We start from the raw sequence: 20,199 nt of genomic DNA, 5'->3' as shown, positions 1-20,199 counted from the left end.
TTTAAAAAGTGTTTGAAAGCCCCAAAGTTGCGCTTACTATCCGCTCTAACGCCTTATCAATACCCTTTTTATTTAAAGTAGAGACTAACACTCCATTTGGGTCAAATTTTAGCAAAGCTGAGCGCTCACTTTGATTGAGCTTATCTGCTTTTGTGTATAAATTTATAATCATCTGATCGGCACGAACAAAGCTTTTTAGGTATTGGCTCACATCTGCGTCTATATTAAGGTTAAAATGTCTAGCGTCTATAAGATGTACAAAAAGTTTAATGCTAGTGCGTGCTTTTAAAAATTCATCCAAATTCCGCTTCCACTCATGGTGCATGCTTTTTGCGACCTTTGCGTATCCAAAGCCAGGTAAATCAACAAATAAAATATTAAATTTTTCATCATTCTCATCATTTTTGAAGCCAACTTCAAAGAAATTTATAAGCTGTGTTTTACCTGGAGTAGATGAGCTCTTGGCTAGTGAATTATGATTTGTAAGTGCGTTTATAAGGCTACTTTTACCAACATTTGAGCGACCCAAAAATACAACTTCACTAATACCAAATTCAGGCGCTTCTTTAATGCTAGGTGCTGATGTTATAAATTTAGCACTTACTGCTCTAATCACTTTTTATCGCCCTTATCTTCGATCTGAAAGATAAATTTTACTGGCTTTTTTTCGCCACTATTTACATTGTATGTGCCAGTTGATTGATTAACAACGATTTTTTCGCCATAAACCCTTTTATCGGTATCTATCTCGTGTAAAAAAGCATTTGTTGTAAGAGTATAAAGCTGCTGTACTGGCTCATATGTTAGCACCTCACCACTTCCTTCATAGTGTTTTTCACGCATAAAAATTTTAAACTTTGCATTTCCTGTAGCTATGTATTTTATAGGCTGGCGATTTTTATCAAAATGCACATCAACTTTTGTAGCTCTTAGCTCATCATAGCTACCCTTTTTTATATGAACATTGCCCTTAAATTCTGTAACTTGCTTATTTTCATCTGCAAAAAAACTATCCGCACTTATCTCAACTTGCTCTGCTTTTACACAAAGCAAAGCAAGTGCCACATATAAGGCTACTCTTGATGCTTGACCCACGCTTTTATCTCCTTAGCTTGCATTTGTTTATTTTGCGTATTATAAACTACGCTTTTGCCAATAGCTCTATCCGCGCCACGAAACATCTCAAAGGGCACTTTTGAGCTTAAAATTTTACTTTTTGTATCATAAATTATCTCTTGGGAGAGAAATTTCATACTTTCATTGTTTTCATATTTTGCATTTTTTTGAAATTTAATTAAATTTTTCTCTAAAATCGCCTTATCTGAACTTAAAAAATGAGTCTGGTCCGAGCGTAAAGATGTTGAACGAAATTTTAGAGCTTCATCTTTATTACTGTATCGATTTATCTCATCTGCTTCATATATGGCAATAACCTTTGTGGCATTTACCTCATAGTCTATAACCTCATTTGCTTGCATATTTGAAACTCTAAGATCTTGTTTAAACTGCTCTGCAAAATATGGGTCAGACGAAAACAAAAAGACCAAAGTCATGCTAAAAATAGCTATGACAAAGTAGAAAATTTTTACAACCAACGCTTCGACCACTCATCAAAGAGATCTTCTTTTTTGATTATAATCTCGATCATTTCGCGCACCGCTCCAGCGCCACCCTTATGCTTTAGCTTAATATCAACATCAAGCTCTTTTATCGCATCTTTTGGCTTAAAGCTCATAGCAACGGCATTTAAAATTTTATAGTCATTATAATCATCGCCTATGGCTGCGGCATTTTCAAAGCTTAAACCTTCAAATTTTAGTATCTCTTTTGCAACTTCAAATTTATCATGTACGCCCTGATAAACATGTGTTATTTTAAGATCTTCTGCGCGTCGCTCAACTATATCAGAGCTTCTGCCTGTAATTATAGCGACCTTCTTGCCAAGCTTTAGCCAACTCTCAATAGCATACCCATCTTTTACATCAAAAGCCTTTAAAAGCTCGCCATTTGCACCATAAACTATCTTACCATCAGTCATACAACCATCAATATCTAAAAATATTATCTCTATCATAAAACGCCCTTTGTGCTTGGCGTGTTTATGCGTGAATTTTCTTTAAGCGCTCTTCTTAAGGCTAGCGCAAAGGCTTTAAATGTAGCTTCGATGATATGATGAGTGTTTTTACCACGAACTTTACTAAGGTGCAAAGTTATGTTTGCATTAAAGGCAACTGCGCGAAAAAACTCCTCAACCAGCTCTACATCAAACTCTCCAACTTTACCAGTTTGGCTAAAATTTTCATAAACCAAAAATGCTCTATTACTTAGATCAAGAGCACAGCTTACTGCTGCTTCATCCATCACGACAATACCATCTGCAAATCTCTCAATCCCACGAACTGGATAGATAGCCTCTTTTAAAAGGGTGCCGATAACTATGCCAACATCCTCAACACTGTGGTGAAAATCAACCTCTAAATCACCCTTGCATACAAGCTTTAAGTCAATCAATGAGTGTTTTGTCAGTGCTTCAAGCATATGGTCAAAAAAGCCTATGCCAGTTGAAATCTGCGCTATCCCGCTACCATAAATTTCTAGCTCAGCGCTTATGTCGGTCTCTTTTGTTTTTCTATTTAAAATTTTCATCCTAGTTCCTAACTATGAAAGCACCGCTAAATTTACCGCTTCTTGCAAAGTCTCTAGCCTCATCTTCACTCCTAAAGCCAGTTAAAAATACACGGTACATCATAACACCATTATCATCGATCATCGACTTCACAGTACTTTTATAACCCATAATGCTTTCATGCTCTTTTTTATAGCGGTTTGCACCATTTTGATTTTTAAATGCTCCGATTTGAACCATAAAATCACCACCAACATAACTTTGTGAACCTTGAGCTATGCTACCACTTTGAGAGCTTGAACCTTGTTGTGGTTTAAAAATTTGACCATTTGATGCACTAGTAGTTGGTTGTTTAGAGCTAGCAATCTTTACATCGCCAGCAAAACCTATAATCTCCATAGCAACTGGTGCAGTGCCTGGACCAATCACGCCAAGCTGAGTAGCAGCGGCTTTTGAAAGATCTATAACGCGGTTTGCAACAAATGGACCACGGTCGTTTATACGAACGACAGCAGTTTTGTTGTTATTTAAATTTGTTACTTTTACTATCGTATTCATCGGTAAAGTTTTATGTGCTGCGGTCATGTTGTGCATATTATAAATTTCGCCATTTGATGTTTTTTTGCCATGAAAATTTGGTCCATACCAGCTTGCTATACCGCTTGCCTTATCTCCAACATTTACAACGGTAGGATAGTAGGTTTTGCCATTTATAGTATATGGTCTCATGGTTGCTTTTGTTACAGCAGGCGAGCTGTTTGGCTTTACCTTAGTTGGACCACTAGGGGCAAACGGAGCACCACCCCAAGAACAACCACTTACAAATACTGCTATTAGAAAAAAATATAAAATTTTAAGGTATGACAATATTATCTCCAACTGTTAATACGCTTGACATTGCAAGAGAATTTGCGTCCGCCAAGTCTTTATGCTCAACATTAAATTTCTTTGATAAGATAGCCAAAGTATCGCCATTTTGAACTGTGTAAGTTTGAAATTTATTCTTGCTTGAGCTAGGGATTATTATCTTTTGATTTATGACAACCTTATTTGTTTTTAGCTCGTTATAGTCCTTTATAGCCCTATGGCTTACCCCCTCTTTTTTAGCTATACCAAGAAGCGTATCGCCCTTTTTAACAGTATATGTATAAAAGTTGTTTTTGCCAGTAAAGGGCTTAAAATTTTGTGCAAAAAGCTCAGTTTTTGTCTCTGGTATATATATGTAGTATTTTTTAACAGTTGGTGGAGTAAATACAAAATTTAAATGCGCATTATCGCTTTTTAGCTTAGCAACACCTATACCTATACTATCGCCCACCTGCATAAGTGTTGTGCCTCCTGGTACTTCAACTTTTGCAAGTTTTAATCCACCACTTGATCTAAGAAGCTTTGCATCTTTTGACATTAAAAATTCAGAATCTTTTGCGATAAACGATGCTCTTAAAATTTTAATAATAAAATTTCTAGTCTCTGCCGGCAGATAGTTTTTGCTAGGATTAAGTAATGTAGCAAGATCATCTGTGCCAGCCATCTTTATGCCCTTTCTCATCCTGCCTTCGCCACAGTTATACGCCATAAGCGCTAGATACCACTTACCAAACTGCCCCTTAAGGTCCTTTAAATATGTCGAAGCAGCTTTTGTTGAGGCTATAGGATCACGGCGCTCATCAACATATTTATCTATCTTTAGTCCATGTATACGAGCTGTTTTTTCCATAAATTGCCACATACCAACAGCCTTTGCGCTTGAGACTACATGATTTGAAAAACCTGACTCTATCATCGCTAGATAAAGTATGGAGTCTGGCACTCCAGCCTCTTTAATGCTTGCTTTTAGGTTTGGGATATAGTTATATCCTTGTTTGATAATGTTTGAAAAAGCTCTTATTTGATTTGTCTGTATGCTTTTTTTCATATTTTGATAGTATGAAGTTTTCATAAAGCTTAGATCTATGTCAAGATCTTTGAGAGTTTTTGCCTGAAATTCATATGAATTTTCAGCAACGCCTGCAAACATAAAGCTCGCACAGGCGCTAAGTATAAGAAATATCTTAGATATCGCTTTCATTTTTATCCTTATTATGTGTCAAAACACTTAAATAATCTTTTGGCATTGTTTGAAGTAAGTTTACAAACCTCTTCAAACTCAAGGCTTAGAATTTCAGCTATCTTCTGAGCAACATTTTTCGTAAAAGCAGGCTCGTTGCGTTCTCCACGAAATGGCTCAGGAGTAAGATATGGAGCGTCTGTTTCTACTAATAGTCTATCTTTTGGAATTTTTGTTAAAATTTCGACTAGATTTTTTGCATTTTTAAATGTCAAAACCCCACCTATACCAAAGTAAAAATTCCCAAATTTAGCAAGTTCTAACAAAAGTGGCGATGCGTTGTAGCAGTGAAGCACAGCTCCATCAAGCCTACTTGCATACTCTTTTAGTATGTTAAAACAGTCCTCGTTAGCATCACGGATATGAAGGATAACGGGCTTTTTTAGCTCAATTGCAAGTTCAAGTTGTTCTAAAAAAACTCGTTTTTGTTCTATTTTTTCTAATTTTTTTTCACTCTCATCCTTTGGTAAACGAAAATAATCCAAGCCACACTCACCTATCGCCACGCACTTTTCATGCATCGCAAATTCCCTAACAACAGCCACATCAAAGCCATCTTTATCATAAGGATGAACTCCAGAAGCAAAAAAGACATTGTGATTTTGCTCGGCTATTTTAGCTATTTTTGGTAAATCATTAATATCAGCTCCAGGATTTACTACAAATTTCACACCTTTTTCAGATGCTCTTTCAAGTACAGCATCCAAGTCATCATTAAAGCGATTATCGTCTAAATGACAATGCGTGTCAATAATCACTCATAAACCTCAACACGGTTCTTGCCGCCCTCTTTTGCTCTATAAAGCGCCTCTGAGGCAAATTCTACCATATCATCAACCGTATAATCATACTGCCTAAACGAAACACCGATACTAACGGTTAAATTTATAGTTTTATCTTTATGTTTTACGCTTATTGCGCCCACCTTTGATCTAAGTCCGACAAAATACTTTATCGCATCTTCGTTTGAGATGTCTTTTAAAACCACACAAAACTCATCTGCGCCAAAACGCGCAACTATATCATTGCCCTTTACATTGCTAATAAGCGCTGAAGCAAGAGCCTGCAAAACCTTGTCGCCAACTTCATGACCATGAGCGTCATTTATCTCTCTAAAGTTATCGATATTTATAACGCCTATAGCAAAAGGCTCGTCATTGTCGTTTATATTAACCATATATTCATTCATGTTTTCATAAAAATATCGTCTATTAAAAGAGCCAGTCAAGAAGTCGCGATTAGCAAAATTTGCTATTTGCTGGATGTTTTCTATGTTTTCTATGGTGTTATGAACGCGCACCGTAAGCTCTTCTTTACTAAAAGGCTTTGCAAGAAAATCATTTGCTCCACTTTTTAGAAAAGTCGCCGCACCGATGTCATCATTTGGCGATGTCATAGCTATAACACCAAGGTTGTTTTTATCGGCTTGAGAACGAAGTTCTTTTAGCACCTCAAGACCGTTTTTAACTGGCATAGCATAATCAGTTATAACAAGTCTTATATCAGGATGATCGGCAAAATAACCCATCGCTTCCTCTCCATGAGCTGCCGTGAAAACTTCAAATTGCAAATTTTTAAGCATTCTTTTTAGCTCATTTCTTACGGTCATCGAATCCTCAACTATCATGACTTTGTATTGCTTGTTTTTATAAAGTCTATCAACCATCGTAAATATAAAATTCACATCATCAACATTACCTTTATAAACATAGTCGATAATGTCTTTTTTTATAAAAGACTCTCTAGTTTTGGCATCGATACTGCCAGTTAAAACGATGACAGAAAGCCCTTTTAGCAAAGCATAATCAACCACCTCTCCATCTGGAGCATCTGGTAAATTTAAATCAAGCAAAGCCAAAAAATACTCATCCTTATGCCTGTCAATGAGCGTCCTAGCCCCTGCAAAATCGTGCGCAACATCAACTTGCATATCAGTACTAACAGCCATTTTTTTAGCTATGAGCTTTGAGAGTGCCTTGTTATCATCAACAACCAAAATTTTTGACATCATTCGCTCTTTCTATATAATAAAGTGAAATTTTAAATACACGACATTTTAGCAAAAAAATTTATCATTTAGCTTAAACATATATTAATTTGATTTAAGATTAAGCAAATTTTTAGCAAATTCTATCGCCTCTTTGCTTATATGCTCGCCACTTATCATTCTTGCAAGCTCACTCACGCGCTCATCTTGATTAAGCTCTTTAACGATTGAACTATCTGCATTTTTCTCAACCAAAAAGTGAGTATGGGCTTTTGAGCTAAGTTGTGGCTGATGAGAAATAGCAAAAATTTGATAAAACTCTGCTAGTTTTAAAAGCACATTTGCAATACTCATCGCCTCTTTTCCGCTTAAATTTGCGTCGATTTCATCTAAAATGATAACACCATTTCCATTTTGTGTTATCTGAGTTTGAGTCGCTATAAAGGCAAGTCGCAACCGATTTAGCTCACCTGAGCTTAAATTTTTAAAGCTTGTCTCATTTAATTTTAAAATAATCTCATCACAACCAAGTTCATCAAGCTGCTTTTTTTCTACAAACAAAGATATCTCGCTCATATAAAGCTCACCAAGATAAGAGTTTATAAGTTGTTCAAGCTTAGGCAAATTTTGCTCTCTTGCAGCACTTAAAAGACTAGCAAGCCTTGTGGTTTCATCTTCAAGAGTGCGAAATTTTATCTCAAGCTCACTTTTTTCAAAACTTATATTTTCATACTTTTTAAGCTCCATTTTTCGCTTTTCAAGCACTTCTAGCGCCTCTTCTATACTTCCATAGCGTTTTATAAGAGAATTTAGACCCTCTATCCTATCCAAAACTCCTTCTATGTCGATATCTTCAAGTTCTTCCATGCTTAGGCTATCGCGGGCTATACGAAGCTCATTCATCGTCTCTTCAAAAAATGCAGCATCTATGTCACTAATATGCAGCGCATCTAAAACTGCCTTTTCAGCATGAAATACAGCCTCAGCCCTACTCCAAGCCTCGTTTATCTTATCTTTTTTGCTAAGCTTCTTTTTTATCTGCATAAGCTCATCAAATTCACCTATTTTTGGGCTTATACTTTCTATTTTTGAGATTTCAAAACTAGCAAACTCTTTTAACTCCTCAACCCTTTTTTCATCCTCTTGTATGGCTTTTAACTCCTTTGAAATTTTGCTAAATTCAACAAATTTCTGAGAAAAGCTCTGTTTTATATCAAAAAATTTTGGATCTTTTTTGCATTCTAAAAGGTCAAGAAGTTCTAAAAATCGCTCATTCTCAAACTCATTTGCCTCTTTTGCTGAAAGATATTTTATATGCTCTTTTGCTATTGTGGCGAGATTTTTCTTTGATATTGTTTGAGAATTTATAAAATAGCGTGTACTCTTATCACGAAGTAACTTAAAGCTATTTATAGGCTCTGGCTCTATGCCAAACTCACTCATATCAAATGCAAAATCAACATCAGCTTCAATCAGCCTTGCTTCGCTATCTTTTAGCCCAAAAACTGCCATTATAGCACTCATAAGTACACTTTTGCCAGCACCACTCACACCAGTAAAAACACTAAGCCCAGCCCTAAAATTTAGCTCTACACTCTCAAATCCAAGATAATCTTTTATCAAAATTCGCTCAATCATTATAACCCCAGTGCAATTTCTGTTTTAAAATTTGAAAATAGTCCTCATCTTGCTTTCGTACCAAGTTAGCATAAATTTTACTTAATCCAACACTAACACCGCTAAACTCACTCATACTAAAACTATCTTGACCATCTATAACAAGCACCTCATCGTTACTAGCCCTAAGCTCGACGGTTAAATCTTTAGGTAAGATGATAGGTCTTTGAGTGAGTGAGTGAGAACAGATCGGGGTTAATGAAAAAACATCACTAAGCGGATAGATTATCGCTCCTGCAGCACTCATATTATAAGCCGTTGAGCCAACTGGAGTACTTGCGATGATACCATCACCAAAGTAGGTGTTAAAATATTTTCCATTCAAAAATGCCTCAACCTTTGCTATGGAAACTGGTTTTTCGCGCATTATAACAGCATCATTAAAGGCGACCTTATGAACCTTCTCTCCACTTTTTTTATGCATAAAAACATCAAGCATAAATGGTCTAGAAATTTCAAATTTTGCCTCAAAAAGCTCTTTGAAAAAAATCTCACACTCATCAATGGTAGCAGTCGTTAAAAAACCAAGATGTCCCGTATGTATGCTTACTATAAAAGGCGAGATTTCAGCACTTTTTCTAGCCACAGATATAAGCGTTCCGTCGCCACCAAGAGAGATTAAAAGCTCGCACTCTCTAGCTAGCTTTTCAAGATTAAAACCATCTTGCCCAATAGCTTTTGCTGTGAAATTTTCAAGCAAAATACAAACATTAAATTTTTTAAAAATTTCTTTTAAAATCGATAAATTTTTACCAAGCTCGTTGTCTATTTTTGCGACTATGCCGACCTTTTTTATGTTTTTTATATCTAAATTTTTCATAGACATATTCTAACAAATTTTTGCTTAACAAAGCTACGCAAAAGCAAATTTTTAGTATAATCAGGCATTTTAAACTGAATTTTAAAGGAGTTTTTATGCGAAGCCATTATTGTGCCGATCTGTCAAAGTCTGACATCGGTAAAGAGGTTACGCTTTGCGGCTGGGTAAATACTTATAGAGATCACGGCGGAGTTATATTTTTTGACCTGCGAGATCGTAGTGGACTAGTGCAGTTAGTCTGCGATCCAGCAGACAGCAAAAGTGCTCATGAGATCGCATCAAAAGTGCGTGATGAGTATGTTTTAAAAGTAAAAGGCAAGGTAAGAGCCAGAGGCGAAGGGCTAGTAAATCCTAAGCTAAAAACGGGCGAGATTGAAGTCGTCGTAGATGAGCTTGTGATAGAAAATCCAAGCGAGGCGTTACCGTTTATGATAGGCGATGAGAGCGTAAATGAGGACATTAGACTTAAATACCGCTTTTTAGATCTTAGAAATGAGCGTTTGCAAAATATCTTTAAAATGCGCTCAGCCGCTGCCATAGCTGCAAGAAATAGCTTGCAAGATATGGGATTTATCGAGTTTGAAACGCCGATCTTAACGCGTGCTACACCGGAAGGTGCGAGGGATTATCTAGTGCCAAGCCGTGTCTATCCGGGTCAGTTTTACGCACTACCACAAAGCCCGCAACTATTTAAACAGCTTTTGATGTGTTCGGGATTTGATAAGTATTTTCAGATAGCAAAGTGCTTTAGAGATGAGGATTTGCGTGCTGATAGACAGCCTGAATTTACGCAAATAGATATCGAGATGAGCTTTGTGGAGCAAGAAGATATTATAAATATGGCTGAGCAAATGCTAAAAGATGTCTTTAAGGCTTGCGGATACGATGTAAAAACTCCATTTGCTCGCATGAGCTACAAAGAGGCGACCGAGACTTATGGCTCTGATAAGCCAGATTTAAGATATGATCTAAAAATGCTTGATGTGATCGATATTTTTGAGCGTTCAAGTAATGAAATTTTTAGCTCGATTGCAAAAGATCCAAAACGCAACCGCATAAAAGCGCTAAAAGTGCCAAATGGGGATAATATTTTCAGTAAGCGCGAGATGAATAGATTTGAAGAGTTTGTGCGTAAATTTGGCGCGCAAGGGCTTGGATACTTCCAGATGAAAGAGGACGGTTTAAAAGGTCCGCTTTGTAAATTTTTCACACAAAGTGATTTAGATGAGATAGTCTCTCGTTGTGAGTTAGCAGTCGGTGATGTCGTGTTTTTTGGAGCTGGCAAGAAAAAAGTCGTGCTTGATTATATGGGAAGATTTAGAATTTTCTTAGCTGAGCAAATGGGTATAATTGATGAAAGTAAAATGGAGTTTTTATGGGTGCTTGACTTTCCTATGTTTGAGCAAAATGATGATGGCTCATACTCAGCGATGCACCATCCATTCACAATGCCAAAAAATATCGACGAGCCAGACCTTGAAGACATTTTATCAGTAGCTCACGATGTCGTTCTAAATGGCTTTGAACTTGGTGGTGGAAGCGTGAGAATCCACAAAAACGAAGTTCAACAAAAGGTCTTTAAGCTACTTGGCATAGATGAAGCCGAGCAAAGAGAGAAATTTGGCTTCTTGCTTGATGCGCTTAGCTTTGGTGCGCCACCGCACGGTGGTATCGCGATAGGTTTTGATAGACTTATCATGCTAGCGACTAAGTCAAGCAGTATCCGCGATGTCATAGCATTCCCTAAAACTCAGCGCGCACAGTGCCCGCTCACAAAGGCACCAAGCGAGGCAAATAGCGAGCAGTTAAGAGAGCTAGGGCTAAGACTAAGAGAAAAAGAGAAGTAAGCGCTATTTTGTGGTGGCTTTTGGTAGGCTTTAAATTTTAAATCAGCGATAAGGTATCTTGACTTAAAATTTCTACGTAGCGCCAAAGACCATCTCACGATACTTGCACTTAATTTAACTAGTTTTTGACTGGTTTTAAAGACAAAAAATATAGGCGAAGTGTCGCAAAGCTAGGCTGGAGAAATTTTATTTTCATCAACGCATAGCAAAGCGAGACAAGCCATTAAAAAGGAAAGAGAATGAAAAATTTATTTTTAATCATCGGCGCTCCAGGAAGCGGTAAAACAACCGATGCAGACTTGATAGCAAAGGCGGACACGAGCTTTACGCATTTTAGCACGGGCGATCTGCTACGTGCGGAGGTTGCAAGCGGTAGTGAGCTAGGCAAGCTAATCGATAGCTTCATCTCAAAGGGCAACCTTGTGCCACTTGAAGTGGTTGTAAATACCATAGTTTCAGCGATCAAGTCAGCAAACACGCCAAATGTCGTGATCGATGGATATCCAAGAAGCGTTGAACAAATGAGCGAGCTTGACAAGGTTTTATCGGCTCAAAACGAGATAGTTTTAAAGGGCGTTATCGAGGTTGATGTGAGCGAAGATGTAGCGCGCGAGCGTGTGCTAGGTCGTGCAAGAGGCGCTGATGATAACAACGAAGTCTTTAACAACCGCATGAAAGTCTATCTTGAGCCAATCGTTGCGATACGCGAGTTTTACAACGCCAAAAACCTACTTCATACAGTAAATGGCGAGCACGGTATCGAGCCGATAGTTGAGGATATGAAAAATTTAATAAATAAACTAAAATAAAAGGAAAAAAATGGACATTTCAAAAATCAAAGTAGGCTCAAACCCTGATAAAATCAACGCTGTCATCGAGATCCCTTACGGCTCAAACATCAAGTACGAGATAGATAAAGACAGTGGTGCTGTCGTGGTCGATCGCGTGATGTACTCAGCGATGTTTTACCCAGCAAACTACGGCTTCGTGCCAAATACCCTAGCAGCAGACGGCGATCCAGCAGATGTTTTGGTGCTAAATGAATACCCGCTTCAAGCTGGCTCAGTCATACCTTGCCGCTTGATCGGTGTTTTGGTAATGGAGGATGAGAGCGGAATGGATGAGAAGCTACTAGCGGTGCCAGTAAGCAAGATAGATCCAAGATATGACAACATCAAATCACTTGATGACCTACCAAAAATCACACTCGATCGCATTAAAAATTTCTTTGAAACTTACAAAATGCTAGAGCCTGGTAAATGGGTGAAAGTAAAGGATTTTGCTGACGCAAAAGAGGCTGAGAAAATCCTAGATGAAGCGATAAAAAACTACAAATAATTTTTTGGGGCATGTCCCCAAAATTTTAAAAGGATATGCATGAGAGTTTTATTTGTCATTTTGGTATTTTTAGTAGCGTTATTTGCAAACAATACAGAAAAACAAAAGATAGATATGCATGGCGGTAAATCTTATAGCTACGGAAGTTTTAGCCAAAAAATGGACGGAAATTTTAGTATCGCAAAAGATATAAACAAATCAAAATAAAATTTTAGCTTTTAATAAGCTTAGTTTTTGTATAATCTCAACTTCAATTCAAGTGGGTTCATAGCTCAGTTGGTTAGAGCATCCGGCTCATAACCGGATGGTCCCAGGTTCGAGTCCTGGTGAACCCACCACTTATTGTATTTCTTTTCATTTTAAAATATTGCAAAATCCTTTATAAATAGTTTAATTAGGTATTTTGCATTTTATTTATTTCTTTTTGCAACAATCCAATTAAAAAATTTCATAGTTTCTTAATAGATATAAAAAAATCCTAAATAAAATAAATTTTTCTTATATTTTTTAAGTTTTTACTTTTTAAAAATACCAATCTAGTATTTTATTATTTCGCATCTAGAAAATAGATAATATAACTTATAAATAAAATAGTAAATTTATATTAACTTTGATAAAATACTAAAAATTTTCAAGGACACAAATGCAACAAGCAAATAAAAAATTTGGAAGTGGAAAAACGATATTTATAATAACTCCTAGTGATATAGATTCAATGAGCAGCTAAAAAATAATTTAGAATTTTATAGCTTTAAAGTTATAGATGGGACCAAGAATATATATGGATATCCGAATATCCTTACAAGAATACAAACAAACCTTAAAAAACTAATAGTAAAAATGCAAAAACAAAATTACATCAGTATTTGCTATACGAACATATAAAAAATGTTTTAAATAAACATGACAAAAATAGACTATGCATTTATTTGGTTATTACACAAAAATACGGCTTAAAAACAGCTGATTTATTAAAAAATAAATGTAAAAAATAATATCATTAATTATCAATTTGATGGCATGCTTAGATATGGTGAAATTTTTAATTATATTGGCAAATTTAAGAGATTTTTCATATTTGATCCATTTGATAAAATATATATGAAAAAATATACAAACATACTACCTACTACAAATTTTATTTTGATTACCTTCAGGATCAAAACGATACTGTGATTACTAGTGACTTTTATTTTTTAGGCAGTCATAACGAGAGTAAAAAAGAGAACATAATCAAATTTGCAAAATATGCAAAAGCAAGCAAAGTTAATTTTATTATAAAAGAAATACTTTCAAAACTAGAAACTAGAGCTTTTGATTATGGTTGCAACAACATAACCTTTACTGAAAAAACATTAACTTATCGTGAAAATTTAGAAAATGTCAAAAAATCAAAAGTTTTAGTTGACTTTGTTATAGATGTACATCATGGGCTTTCACTTAGGACATTTGAAGCACTTGGTTATAATAAAAAACTAATAACGACAAATAAAACCATAAAATACTATGACCTTTATAACCCAAACAATATCTTTATACTAGATAATAACTTTGAAGAAATTGATGATTTTTTAGCAAAACCCTACATTATTGACGAACAAATTAGGTCAAAATATGGTTTTGGTAACTGGATACGATATGTATTAGATATTCACCTTTACGAGACTATAAAATTACCAGATATAGAATAAAATCATTGATTTTTAGTCTACTATCCTTTAGCTTATTTACAAAAAGTAAAAAACGCTCATAAGTAGCACTTTTTTAAAATTAAAATTTAGTATTTTTATAATGAAATGGCTCCGGATGCTGGGTTCGAACCAGCGACCAAGTGATTAACAGTCACCTACTCTACCGCTGAGCTAATCCGGAACATATAAAAGAAGTCGTATTATAGATAAAAAAACGATTTTTGTCAATAAAATCTAGCTTAAAATCTATAAAATTTCAAGCTAAATTCTGTATTTTTACACAAAAAGTCCATTTACACTTTCATTATGATAGACGCGGCGTATAACTTCACCAAAAAGTGGCGCAACAGTTAGTACTTTTATGCAACTATGGTCTTGTTTTAGAGGTATCGTATCAGTAACGACTAGCTCATCAAGATAACCTTTGTCTAAATTTTCATATGCTGCACCGCTTAAAACTGGGTGCGTACAAAATGCCATAACGCTAGTAGCTCCGCGCTCTTTAAATACCTTTGCCGCCTTTACGATCGTACCTGCGGTGTCTATCATATCATCTACCAAGATAACATCTTTGCCATTTACATCGCCTATGACATTCATCACTTCGCTTTCGTTTGCCTTTTCGCGACGCTTATCGACGATAACTATATCAACATCAAGGGTCTTAGCAAGCGCTCTAGCACGAGAAACACCGCCTACATCAGGGCTTGCAACAATAGGATTTGGCAAATTTTTTGACCTAACATAATCAGTAAAAACCATGCTTCCATAAAGATTATCAACTGGTATATCAAAAAATCCCTGAATTTGCCCAGCATGCAAATCCATCGTAACCACACGGCTAATGCCAGCCGTTTGCATCATGTTTGCTACAAGTTTTGCAGTTATTGGCACTCTTGGTGCGGCTTTGCGGTCTTGGCGAGCATAGCCAAAATATGGCACCACCGCCGTTATCGAGCTAGCAGAACTTCTCCTAAGAGCGTCTGTCAGGATTAGAAGTTCCATTAAATTTATGTTCGCTGGGGCACAGGTCGGCTGAACGACAAAAACATCCTTTCCGCGCACACTTTCGCCCACTTGCACGCTAATCTCTCCATCACTAAAACGCTTTATACTAGCCTCACTAAGCGGAAGTGATAGATACTGTGAAATTTTCTTTGAAAATTCCAAATTTGCCGTTCCAGAAAAGATTTTATAACCCCTCATAATCCAACCTTAAAATTTATTTTTGCGCCATTTTAGCCAAAGTGAGCTTAATTTTTCTATCTTACTTACTTAGATCCATTGCCAAAACAGTGTTTCCATCGGCATCAGTAGCTATGTCAGCCATACCCATTATATTATAACCACAATCCACATAATGAACCTCACCAGTCACACCGCTAGCAAGATCGCTTAGCAAATACATAGCCGATTTACCTACATCTTCGGTACTTACATTGCGTTTGAGTGGAGAATTTACCTCATTATATCGCAGTATCATTCTAAAATCACCTATTCCAGAAGCCGCCAAAGTCTTAATAGGTCCAGCAGAGATGGCATTTACGCGGATATTTTTAGCACCAAGATCATGTGCAAGATAGCGAACAGAGCTTTCTAAGGCAGCCTTCGCCACACCCATTACATTATAATGCGGCACAAATTTTGGCCCACCAAGATAGCTTAAAGTAAGAACCGCCCCACCCTCTTTTAACACAGGTAAAACTGCTCTTGTAAGCGAAAGAAGCGAATAAACAGAAGTTCCCATCGCTACATCAAAAGCCTCTTTTGTGGTATTTATAAACTCACCCTCCAAAGCCTCTTTTGGAGCATACGCCACAGCATGCACGATAAAGTCTATCTCGCCCAGATCACCTCTTATCTTATCAGCTATGCTTGCAAGGTGTGCTTCGTTATTTACATCAAGTTCATATACAAATTTACTTCCAAACTCCTGTGCTATGGGCTCCACACGCTTTTTTAACGCATCATTTAAAAATGTAAAAGCAAGCTTTGCACCCTGCTGATGACAAGCTTCTGCGATACCATAAGCTATTGATTTAGCGTTTGCAACGCCTACTATTAGACCCTTTTTGCCATTCATTATCATTTTTACTCCTTTTTGCTTTTGTTTGTTGAGAATTTTAAAATAGCAAGAAAATTTAAAGCCAAGTATCTAGCATGACTAAAATTTTCTTACAAATTTTAACCCTCATTTGTCTTTATCAAATTTAAAAAATTTGCCGCATCCCAGCTCGCAGTACCTACCAAAACGCCATTACAGTTTGTGATATGGCAAATATCGCTAATATTTTTAGCATTTACACTGCCTCCGTAAAGAAGCGGTGCAGCGGTCAATGTACGGACAAAATCAAGCACCTGCGTTATCTGCTCTACACTCGCACTACTTCCAGATCCTATCGCCCAAATCGGCTCATAGGCGATGATTAGTTTGTCATAAGATAGGTTTATAAGCTCAAGTTGTGCTTTTAAAATTTCCCTTGTCTTGCCAGCCTCTCGCATCCATAAATTTTCGCCTATGCAATAAACCACCTGCCAGCCATTTTTGACAGCAAAATCAAACTTACTAAGCAAAAGCTCATCGTTTTCTTTTAAGACTCCACCATGCTCATGCAAAAGCTCGCGCCGCTCAGAGTGTCCGATAAGAACGCTTGTTATACCAAACTCATCTAAATGAGCCTTGCCTATCTCACCAGTATAAGCACCACTTTGGCAAGGGTAGAAATTTTGTGCTCCTATGCTAAATTTTGCCCAGGCAAAGTCATCTAATGCTGTAAAAGGCGGAAATATCAGCACCTTTTCATCATCCAAGCCATCATTTAGCACCTTTGCATACTCAGCAAAGCTTGCCCTTGTGTGGTTGCATTTTAAATTTGCTGCATAAATAAAACTATTCAAAGCTTACCCTTCTAAGTGGTTTTACGCCCGGTAGCTCTTTGCCCTCTATAAGCTCTAAACTAGCTCCGCCACCAGTTGATATAAATGTCATCTCATCAGCATTTCCAGCCCTTGCAACCACATCAGCCGTATCTCCACCACCAACTACTGTTGTTGCATGAGTTTCGGCGATGGAGTGGCTCATTTTGATACTGCCTTTGCTAAATTTATCCATCTCAAAAACACCCATAGGTCCGTTCCACCAGATAGTTTGAGCATCGATGATAGCCTCTTGAAAAAGCCTAATAGACGCAGGTCCTATATCTAAACCCATCCAGCCAGATGGGATCTCTTGTGCCGTTACATATTTGACCGCCGTATCAGCCGAGAAGGTCTGAGCCGCTACAACATCAACTGGTAAATAAATTTTAACGCCTAGCTCCTTGCCCTTTTTAAGCACCATCAAAGCCTCTTCAAGTAGCTCCTCTTCAAGCAAAGAGTTGCCTATATTTTCGCCCAAAGCCTTTAAAAATGTAAAAGCCATACCTCCGCCGATTATCAGCTTATCTACGCGTGGAAGCAAGTTTTTTAGGGCTTGTAGCTTACCGCTTACCTTACTACCACCTACAACTGCAACAAACGGGCGGGCGGGCTTTTTAATAAGTCGCTCAGCAAAATCAATCTCCTTTTGCAATAAAAATCCAGCCGCCCTATGCTCCTCATCATAAAATTTCGTAATCGCCTCAACCGAGCTGTGAGCTCTATGACAAACACCAAAGGCGTCATTTATGTAAATTTCAGCAAACTCACTCAAAGCCTTTGCCAAAGCTTCATAGTTTTTAGTTTCACCTTTTTCAAAGCGTAAATTTTCAAGCATAAGAACTTCGCCTTGTTTTAGGTTTGCAACCTTATTTTGAGCGTCTGCACCGATGACATCATTTGCAAAAATCACATCTTGATGAAGTGCAAAACTTAGCCTTTTTGCCACTGGTTTTAGTGAAAATTTCTCTTCAAAACCGCTCTTAGGACGACCTAAATGAGATGCTAAAATGATCTTGCAACCCTGATCTAGACAATATCTTATCGTAGGCAAAGCAGATATTATACGCCTATCATCTGTAATGTTTAAAAACTCGTCCATAGGCACATTAAAATCACATCTTATAAAAACGCTTTTTCCGCTTAAATTTAGCTCTTTTATTGAGATTATATCATTCACATTAACCCCTTTTTACAGCCCACACAGCCATATCTATAAGTCTAGCCGAGTAGCCCCATTCATTATCATACCAAGCCATAACTTTCACCATATCATCGCATATAACCTGCGTTATATCAGAAGCGATGGCTGAGCTATACTCACTCGTGCAAAAATCACTACTTACACGCTGATCCTCATCAACTATCATTATACCCTTCATTGCGCCTTTTGAGGCCTCACGAAAGGCGTTATTTATCTCATCTACGCTAACAGCTTTGCTTAAAACAGCAGTAAGATCGACCATAGAAACATTTGCGGTAGGCACCCTGACACTTTGTCCGTGGATTTTGCCTTTTAGGCTTGGCATGACTTTACCGATAGCTTTTGCCGCACCCGTGGTTGTAGGTCCTATATTTAGGGCTGCTGCACGGCTTCTACGAAAATCCTTTGACTTTACATCAACCAAACTTTGCCCATTTGTGTAAGCGTGTATAGTGGTCATTAAAGCCTTTACTATACCAAATTTTTCATCAAGCACTTTTGTAACCGGTGCTAGGCAGTTTGTGGTGCAACTAGCATTTGAGATGATGTTTTGACCTGCGTAGCTTTCGTGATTAACCCCATAAACAAACATCGCAGTATCATCTTTTGCTGGAGCACTCATGACGACCTTTTTTATGCCCTTTTGGATATATGGCTCACAGCTTTGCGTGGTGAGAAATTTACCCGTACATTCAAGCACGACATCAACACCATAAGCGGCATAATCAAGCTCGTTTAAGTCCCTTGTTGAAAAAACTCTTATCTTTTTGCCATCAACTTCTATATGATCATCATCTATAACTTTAACATCCTTTTTAAACTCGCCATGAACGCTGTCGTATTTTAACAAATACCTTGTCATATCGCGTTTTGCTGTGTCGTTTATGGCTACAAGCTCGCAGTCATCACGATCAAAAATAATACGCGCGGCACACCTGCCAATACGCCCAAAACCATTGATAGCTATCTTTACTGACATATTTACTCCTTAAAATTTGGAATTATCATAATTTTACAAAAAAAATTTACAAAAACAGCTAAAAGCAAATAAATTTTATAGCTTATTTTTAGCTTATTATGCTACAATGGCACGAATTAATCTTAAGGTAAAATTTGAATATAGCTTTTTTTGGCGGCAGCTTTGACCCACCACATTTAGGACACGATAGCATAGTAAAGATGGCGCTTAGTGAGCTAGACATCGACAAGCTTATCATTATGCCAACTTTTATAAGCCCATTTAAAAGCCAATTTTCAGCACCACCAGAGCTTAGACTAAAATGGGTAAAAAAACTTTGGGGCGAGCTAAAGCGTGTAGAAATTTTAGACTTTGAGATAAAACAAGAGCGCCCAGTGCCAACTATACAAAGTGTCAAATATATATATGAAACCTATGACATTAGTGAGTTTTACCTCATCATCGGGGCTGATCACATTAGCTCTCTTGATAAGTGGCATGATATAGCAAAACTTAGGGAGCTTACAAAAATCATAGTAGCTGAGCGAGACCACATCATAATACCGTGTGAATTTAAAAAGATGGATATACATGTTAATGTATCAAGTTCACAAATTCGTCAAGAACTTGCAAGCTCTCAAATTCCAGAGGTTATAAAAGATGATGTGATTAAATTTTATAAAGGAAATAGATGAAAGATAGGATAGAAGCGATAGTTAAAATTCTAGACGAAAAAAAGGCTGAAGGTATCGAGGTTTTTGACATGAGTGAGCGTAATTATTTCGTAAAACAAGTCATAATAGCAACAACTATGGGCGAACGACACGCACTCTCTCTCACAGATGACTTAAAAGAAAAGCTTAAGCCAGCTGGAGAGCAGTTTTTAGGCATAGAAAGTTCTGGCGAATGGGTAGTGTGCGATCTTGGCGACATGCTCATACACCTAATGAGCTCAGAATATAGAGCTAGATACAACATCGAAGAATTTTTAAATAAGATAAAAGATAATAAAACCATTTAATACAAGG

The 20,199-nt window shown here is 37.0% G+C and carries 23 protein-coding genes and 2 tRNA genes; 8 read left to right on the top strand and 17 right to left on the bottom strand.

Annotated elements, in window-relative coordinates:
- Position 1: 1 nt before the first annotated feature.
- From yihA to LQV35_RS01290, 11 genes are all read right to left on the bottom strand, one after another.
- The gene (yihA, locus tag LQV35_RS01340) at positions 2-616 is read right to left on the bottom strand and encodes a ribosome biogenesis GTP-binding protein YihA/YsxC (protein ID WP_230056073.1); all 615 of its coding nucleotides are present in this window, start codon (positions 614-616) and stop codon (positions 2-4) included.
- Positions 613-1,095, bottom strand: coding sequence for a lipopolysaccharide transport periplasmic protein LptA (gene lptA / locus LQV35_RS01335; protein ID WP_230056072.1), 483 nt, complete (start codon positions 1,093-1,095; stop codon positions 613-615). Before lptA ends, yihA begins: the two co-directional genes overlap by 4 nt.
- Positions 1,074-1,607 carry an LPS export ABC transporter periplasmic protein LptC gene (gene lptC, locus LQV35_RS01330; protein WP_230056071.1) on the bottom strand — a complete coding sequence of 178 codons (534 nt, stop codon included), beginning with the start codon at positions 1,605-1,607 and terminating at the stop codon, positions 1,074-1,076. Before lptC ends, lptA begins: the two co-directional genes overlap by 22 nt.
- Complete coding sequence (locus LQV35_RS01325) at positions 1,586-2,074, bottom strand: KdsC family phosphatase (RefSeq protein ID WP_230056070.1); 489 nt, start codon at positions 2,072-2,074, stop codon at positions 1,586-1,588. Before LQV35_RS01325 ends, lptC begins: the two co-directional genes overlap by 22 nt.
- Positions 2,071-2,646 (bottom strand): imidazoleglycerol-phosphate dehydratase HisB, encoded by a 576-nt coding sequence (gene hisB, locus LQV35_RS01320; RefSeq protein WP_230056069.1) that lies wholly within the window; start codon positions 2,644-2,646, stop codon positions 2,071-2,073. The genes LQV35_RS01325 and hisB overlap by 4 nt, the downstream gene beginning before the upstream one ends.
- Position 2,647: 1 nt before the next feature.
- The gene (locus LQV35_RS01315) at positions 2,648-3,493 is read right to left on the bottom strand and encodes a septal ring lytic transglycosylase RlpA family protein (protein ID WP_230056068.1); all 846 of its coding nucleotides are present in this window, start codon (positions 3,491-3,493) and stop codon (positions 2,648-2,650) included.
- Entirely contained in the window at positions 3,480-4,694 is a 1,215-nt protein-coding gene (locus tag LQV35_RS01310; RefSeq protein WP_230056067.1) for a lytic transglycosylase domain-containing protein, read from the bottom strand. Before LQV35_RS01310 ends, LQV35_RS01315 begins: the two co-directional genes overlap by 14 nt.
- 11 nt (positions 4,695-4,705) lie before the next feature.
- Complete coding sequence (locus tag LQV35_RS01305; RefSeq protein ID WP_230056066.1) at positions 4,706-5,491, bottom strand: TatD family hydrolase; 786 nt, start codon at positions 5,489-5,491, stop codon at positions 4,706-4,708.
- Entirely contained in the window at positions 5,488-6,741 is a 1,254-nt protein-coding gene (locus LQV35_RS01300) for a GGDEF domain-containing response regulator (protein ID WP_230056065.1), read from the bottom strand. The genes LQV35_RS01305 and LQV35_RS01300 overlap by 4 nt, the downstream gene beginning before the upstream one ends.
- A gap of 84 nt (positions 6,742-6,825) precedes the next feature.
- Positions 6,826-8,358, bottom strand: coding sequence for an AAA family ATPase (locus tag LQV35_RS01295; protein WP_230056064.1), 1,533 nt, complete (start codon positions 8,356-8,358; stop codon positions 6,826-6,828).
- Positions 8,351-9,217, bottom strand: coding sequence for an NAD(+) kinase (locus tag LQV35_RS01290; protein ID WP_230056063.1), 867 nt, complete (start codon positions 9,215-9,217; stop codon positions 8,351-8,353). The genes LQV35_RS01295 and LQV35_RS01290 overlap by 8 nt, the downstream gene beginning before the upstream one ends.
- A 95-nt stretch (positions 9,218-9,312) precedes the next feature.
- Here LQV35_RS01290 and aspS point away from each other — a divergent pair, with 95 nt between their 5' ends.
- The 6 genes from aspS (at position 9,313) to LQV35_RS01260 (ending at position 14,093) form a co-directional block, all read left to right on the top strand.
- Positions 9,313-11,064, top strand: coding sequence for an aspartate--tRNA ligase (aspS, locus tag LQV35_RS01285; protein WP_230056062.1), 1,752 nt, complete (start codon positions 9,313-9,315; stop codon positions 11,062-11,064).
- A 239-nt stretch (positions 11,065-11,303) separates the two neighbouring features.
- Positions 11,304-11,873, top strand: a complete 570-nt coding sequence (locus LQV35_RS01280) for an adenylate kinase (protein WP_230056061.1) — start codon at positions 11,304-11,306, stop codon at positions 11,871-11,873.
- Positions 11,874-11,883: 10 nt separating this feature from the next.
- Positions 11,884-12,402 (top strand): inorganic diphosphatase, encoded by a 519-nt coding sequence (ppa, locus tag LQV35_RS01275; protein ID WP_230056060.1) that lies wholly within the window; start codon positions 11,884-11,886, stop codon positions 12,400-12,402.
- A gap of 39 nt (positions 12,403-12,441) precedes the next feature.
- Positions 12,442-12,609, top strand: a complete 168-nt coding sequence (locus LQV35_RS01270) for a hypothetical protein (protein WP_230056059.1) — start codon at positions 12,442-12,444, stop codon at positions 12,607-12,609.
- Positions 12,610-12,663: 54 nt separating this feature from the next.
- A tRNA-Ile gene (locus tag LQV35_RS01265) sits at positions 12,664-12,740 on the top strand.
- 759 nt (positions 12,741-13,499) lie between these two features.
- On the top strand, positions 13,500-14,093 hold the full coding sequence (locus LQV35_RS01260; RefSeq protein WP_472843486.1) for a WaaS/CpsH family glycosyltransferase: 594 nt from the start codon (positions 13,500-13,502) through the stop codon (positions 14,091-14,093).
- 106 nt (positions 14,094-14,199) lie between these two features.
- On the opposite strand, the gene LQV35_RS01255 is transcribed toward LQV35_RS01260, so the two are convergent.
- The 6 genes from LQV35_RS01255 to gap all read right to left on the bottom strand — a co-directional run bounded on the left by LQV35_RS01255 (position 14,200) and on the right by gap (position 19,192).
- Positions 14,200-14,274 (bottom strand) — tRNA-Asn (locus tag LQV35_RS01255).
- 95 nt (positions 14,275-14,369) lie between these two features.
- The gene (locus tag LQV35_RS01250; protein ID WP_230056057.1) at positions 14,370-15,299 is read right to left on the bottom strand and encodes a ribose-phosphate pyrophosphokinase; all 930 of its coding nucleotides are present in this window, start codon (positions 15,297-15,299) and stop codon (positions 14,370-14,372) included.
- 61 nt (positions 15,300-15,360) lie between these two features.
- Complete coding sequence (fabI, locus tag LQV35_RS01245; RefSeq protein WP_230056056.1) at positions 15,361-16,182, bottom strand: enoyl-ACP reductase FabI; 822 nt, start codon at positions 16,180-16,182, stop codon at positions 15,361-15,363.
- Between the two features lie 95 nt (positions 16,183-16,277).
- Positions 16,278-16,991, bottom strand: a complete 714-nt coding sequence (locus LQV35_RS01240) for a triose-phosphate isomerase (protein WP_230056055.1) — start codon at positions 16,989-16,991, stop codon at positions 16,278-16,280.
- Positions 16,984-18,189 carry a phosphoglycerate kinase gene (locus LQV35_RS01235; RefSeq protein WP_230056054.1) on the bottom strand — a complete coding sequence of 402 codons (1,206 nt, stop codon included), beginning with the start codon at positions 18,187-18,189 and terminating at the stop codon, positions 16,984-16,986. The genes LQV35_RS01240 and LQV35_RS01235 overlap by 8 nt, the downstream gene beginning before the upstream one ends.
- Before the next feature lies 1 nt (position 18,190).
- Positions 18,191-19,192, bottom strand: a complete 1,002-nt coding sequence (gene gap / locus LQV35_RS01230) for a type I glyceraldehyde-3-phosphate dehydrogenase (RefSeq protein WP_230056053.1) — start codon at positions 19,190-19,192, stop codon at positions 18,191-18,193.
- Positions 19,193-19,326: 134 nt separating this feature from the next.
- Here gap and nadD point away from each other — a divergent pair, with 134 nt between their 5' ends.
- Together nadD and rsfS are read left to right on the top strand one after the other, a co-directional pair.
- Positions 19,327-19,866 carry a nicotinate (nicotinamide) nucleotide adenylyltransferase gene (gene nadD / locus LQV35_RS01225; RefSeq protein ID WP_230056052.1) on the top strand — a complete coding sequence of 180 codons (540 nt, stop codon included), beginning with the start codon at positions 19,327-19,329 and terminating at the stop codon, positions 19,864-19,866.
- Positions 19,863-20,192: a ribosome silencing factor gene (gene rsfS / locus LQV35_RS01220; RefSeq protein WP_230056051.1), complete on the top strand. Its 330-nt coding sequence runs from the start codon at positions 19,863-19,865 to the stop codon at positions 20,190-20,192. The genes nadD and rsfS overlap by 4 nt, the downstream gene beginning before the upstream one ends.
- The last annotated feature ends 7 nt before the right edge of the window (positions 20,193-20,199 follow it).

Origin of the sequence: Campylobacter suis, from assembly GCF_905120475.1 — a bacterium.
GTDB classification, from domain to species: Bacteria; Campylobacterota; Campylobacteria; order Campylobacterales; family Campylobacteraceae; genus Campylobacter_A; species Campylobacter_A suis.
The sequence above is the reverse complement of the archived record's forward strand: the minus strand, read 5'-3'. Positions and strand labels throughout refer to the sequence as shown.

What these genes read in the sequence shown, in the direction of transcription:
- LQV35_RS01325 (WP_230056070.1), bottom strand. Translation starts at nt 2,074, where the DNA reads ATGATAGAGATAATATTTTTAGATATTGATGGTTGTATGACTGATGGT.
- aspS (WP_230056062.1), top strand. Translation starts at nt 9,313, where the DNA reads ATGCGAAGCCATTATTGTGCCGATCTGTCAAAGTCTGACATCGGTAAA.
- LQV35_RS01250 (WP_230056057.1), bottom strand. Translation starts at nt 15,299, where the DNA reads ATGAGGGGTTATAAAATCTTTTCTGGAACGGCAAATTTGGAATTTTCA.
- LQV35_RS01270 (WP_230056059.1), top strand. Translation starts at nt 12,442, where the DNA reads ATGAGAGTTTTATTTGTCATTTTGGTATTTTTAGTAGCGTTATTTGCA.
- hisB (WP_230056069.1), bottom strand. Translation starts at nt 2,646, where the DNA reads ATGAAAATTTTAAATAGAAAAACAAAAGAGACCGACATAAGCGCTGAG.
- LQV35_RS01300 (WP_230056065.1), bottom strand. Translation starts at nt 6,741, where the DNA reads ATGTCAAAAATTTTGGTTGTTGATGATAACAAGGCACTCTCAAAGCTC.
- LQV35_RS01290 (WP_230056063.1), bottom strand. Translation starts at nt 9,217, where the DNA reads ATGAAAAATTTAGATATAAAAAACATAAAAAAGGTCGGCATAGTCGCA.
- LQV35_RS01280 (WP_230056061.1), top strand. Translation starts at nt 11,304, where the DNA reads ATGAAAAATTTATTTTTAATCATCGGCGCTCCAGGAAGCGGTAAAACA.
- LQV35_RS01295 (WP_230056064.1), bottom strand. Translation starts at nt 8,358, where the DNA reads ATGATTGAGCGAATTTTGATAAAAGATTATCTTGGATTTGAGAGTGTA.
- fabI (WP_230056056.1), bottom strand. Translation starts at nt 16,182, where the DNA reads ATGATAATGAATGGCAAAAAGGGTCTAATAGTAGGCGTTGCAAACGCT.
- rsfS (WP_230056051.1), top strand. Translation starts at nt 19,863, where the DNA reads ATGAAAGATAGGATAGAAGCGATAGTTAAAATTCTAGACGAAAAAAAG.
- ppa (WP_230056060.1), top strand. Translation starts at nt 11,884, where the DNA reads ATGGACATTTCAAAAATCAAAGTAGGCTCAAACCCTGATAAAATCAAC.
- LQV35_RS01310 (WP_230056067.1), bottom strand. Translation starts at nt 4,694, where the DNA reads ATGAAAGCGATATCTAAGATATTTCTTATACTTAGCGCCTGTGCGAGC.
- gap (WP_230056053.1), bottom strand. Translation starts at nt 19,192, where the DNA reads ATGTCAGTAAAGATAGCTATCAATGGTTTTGGGCGTATTGGCAGGTGT.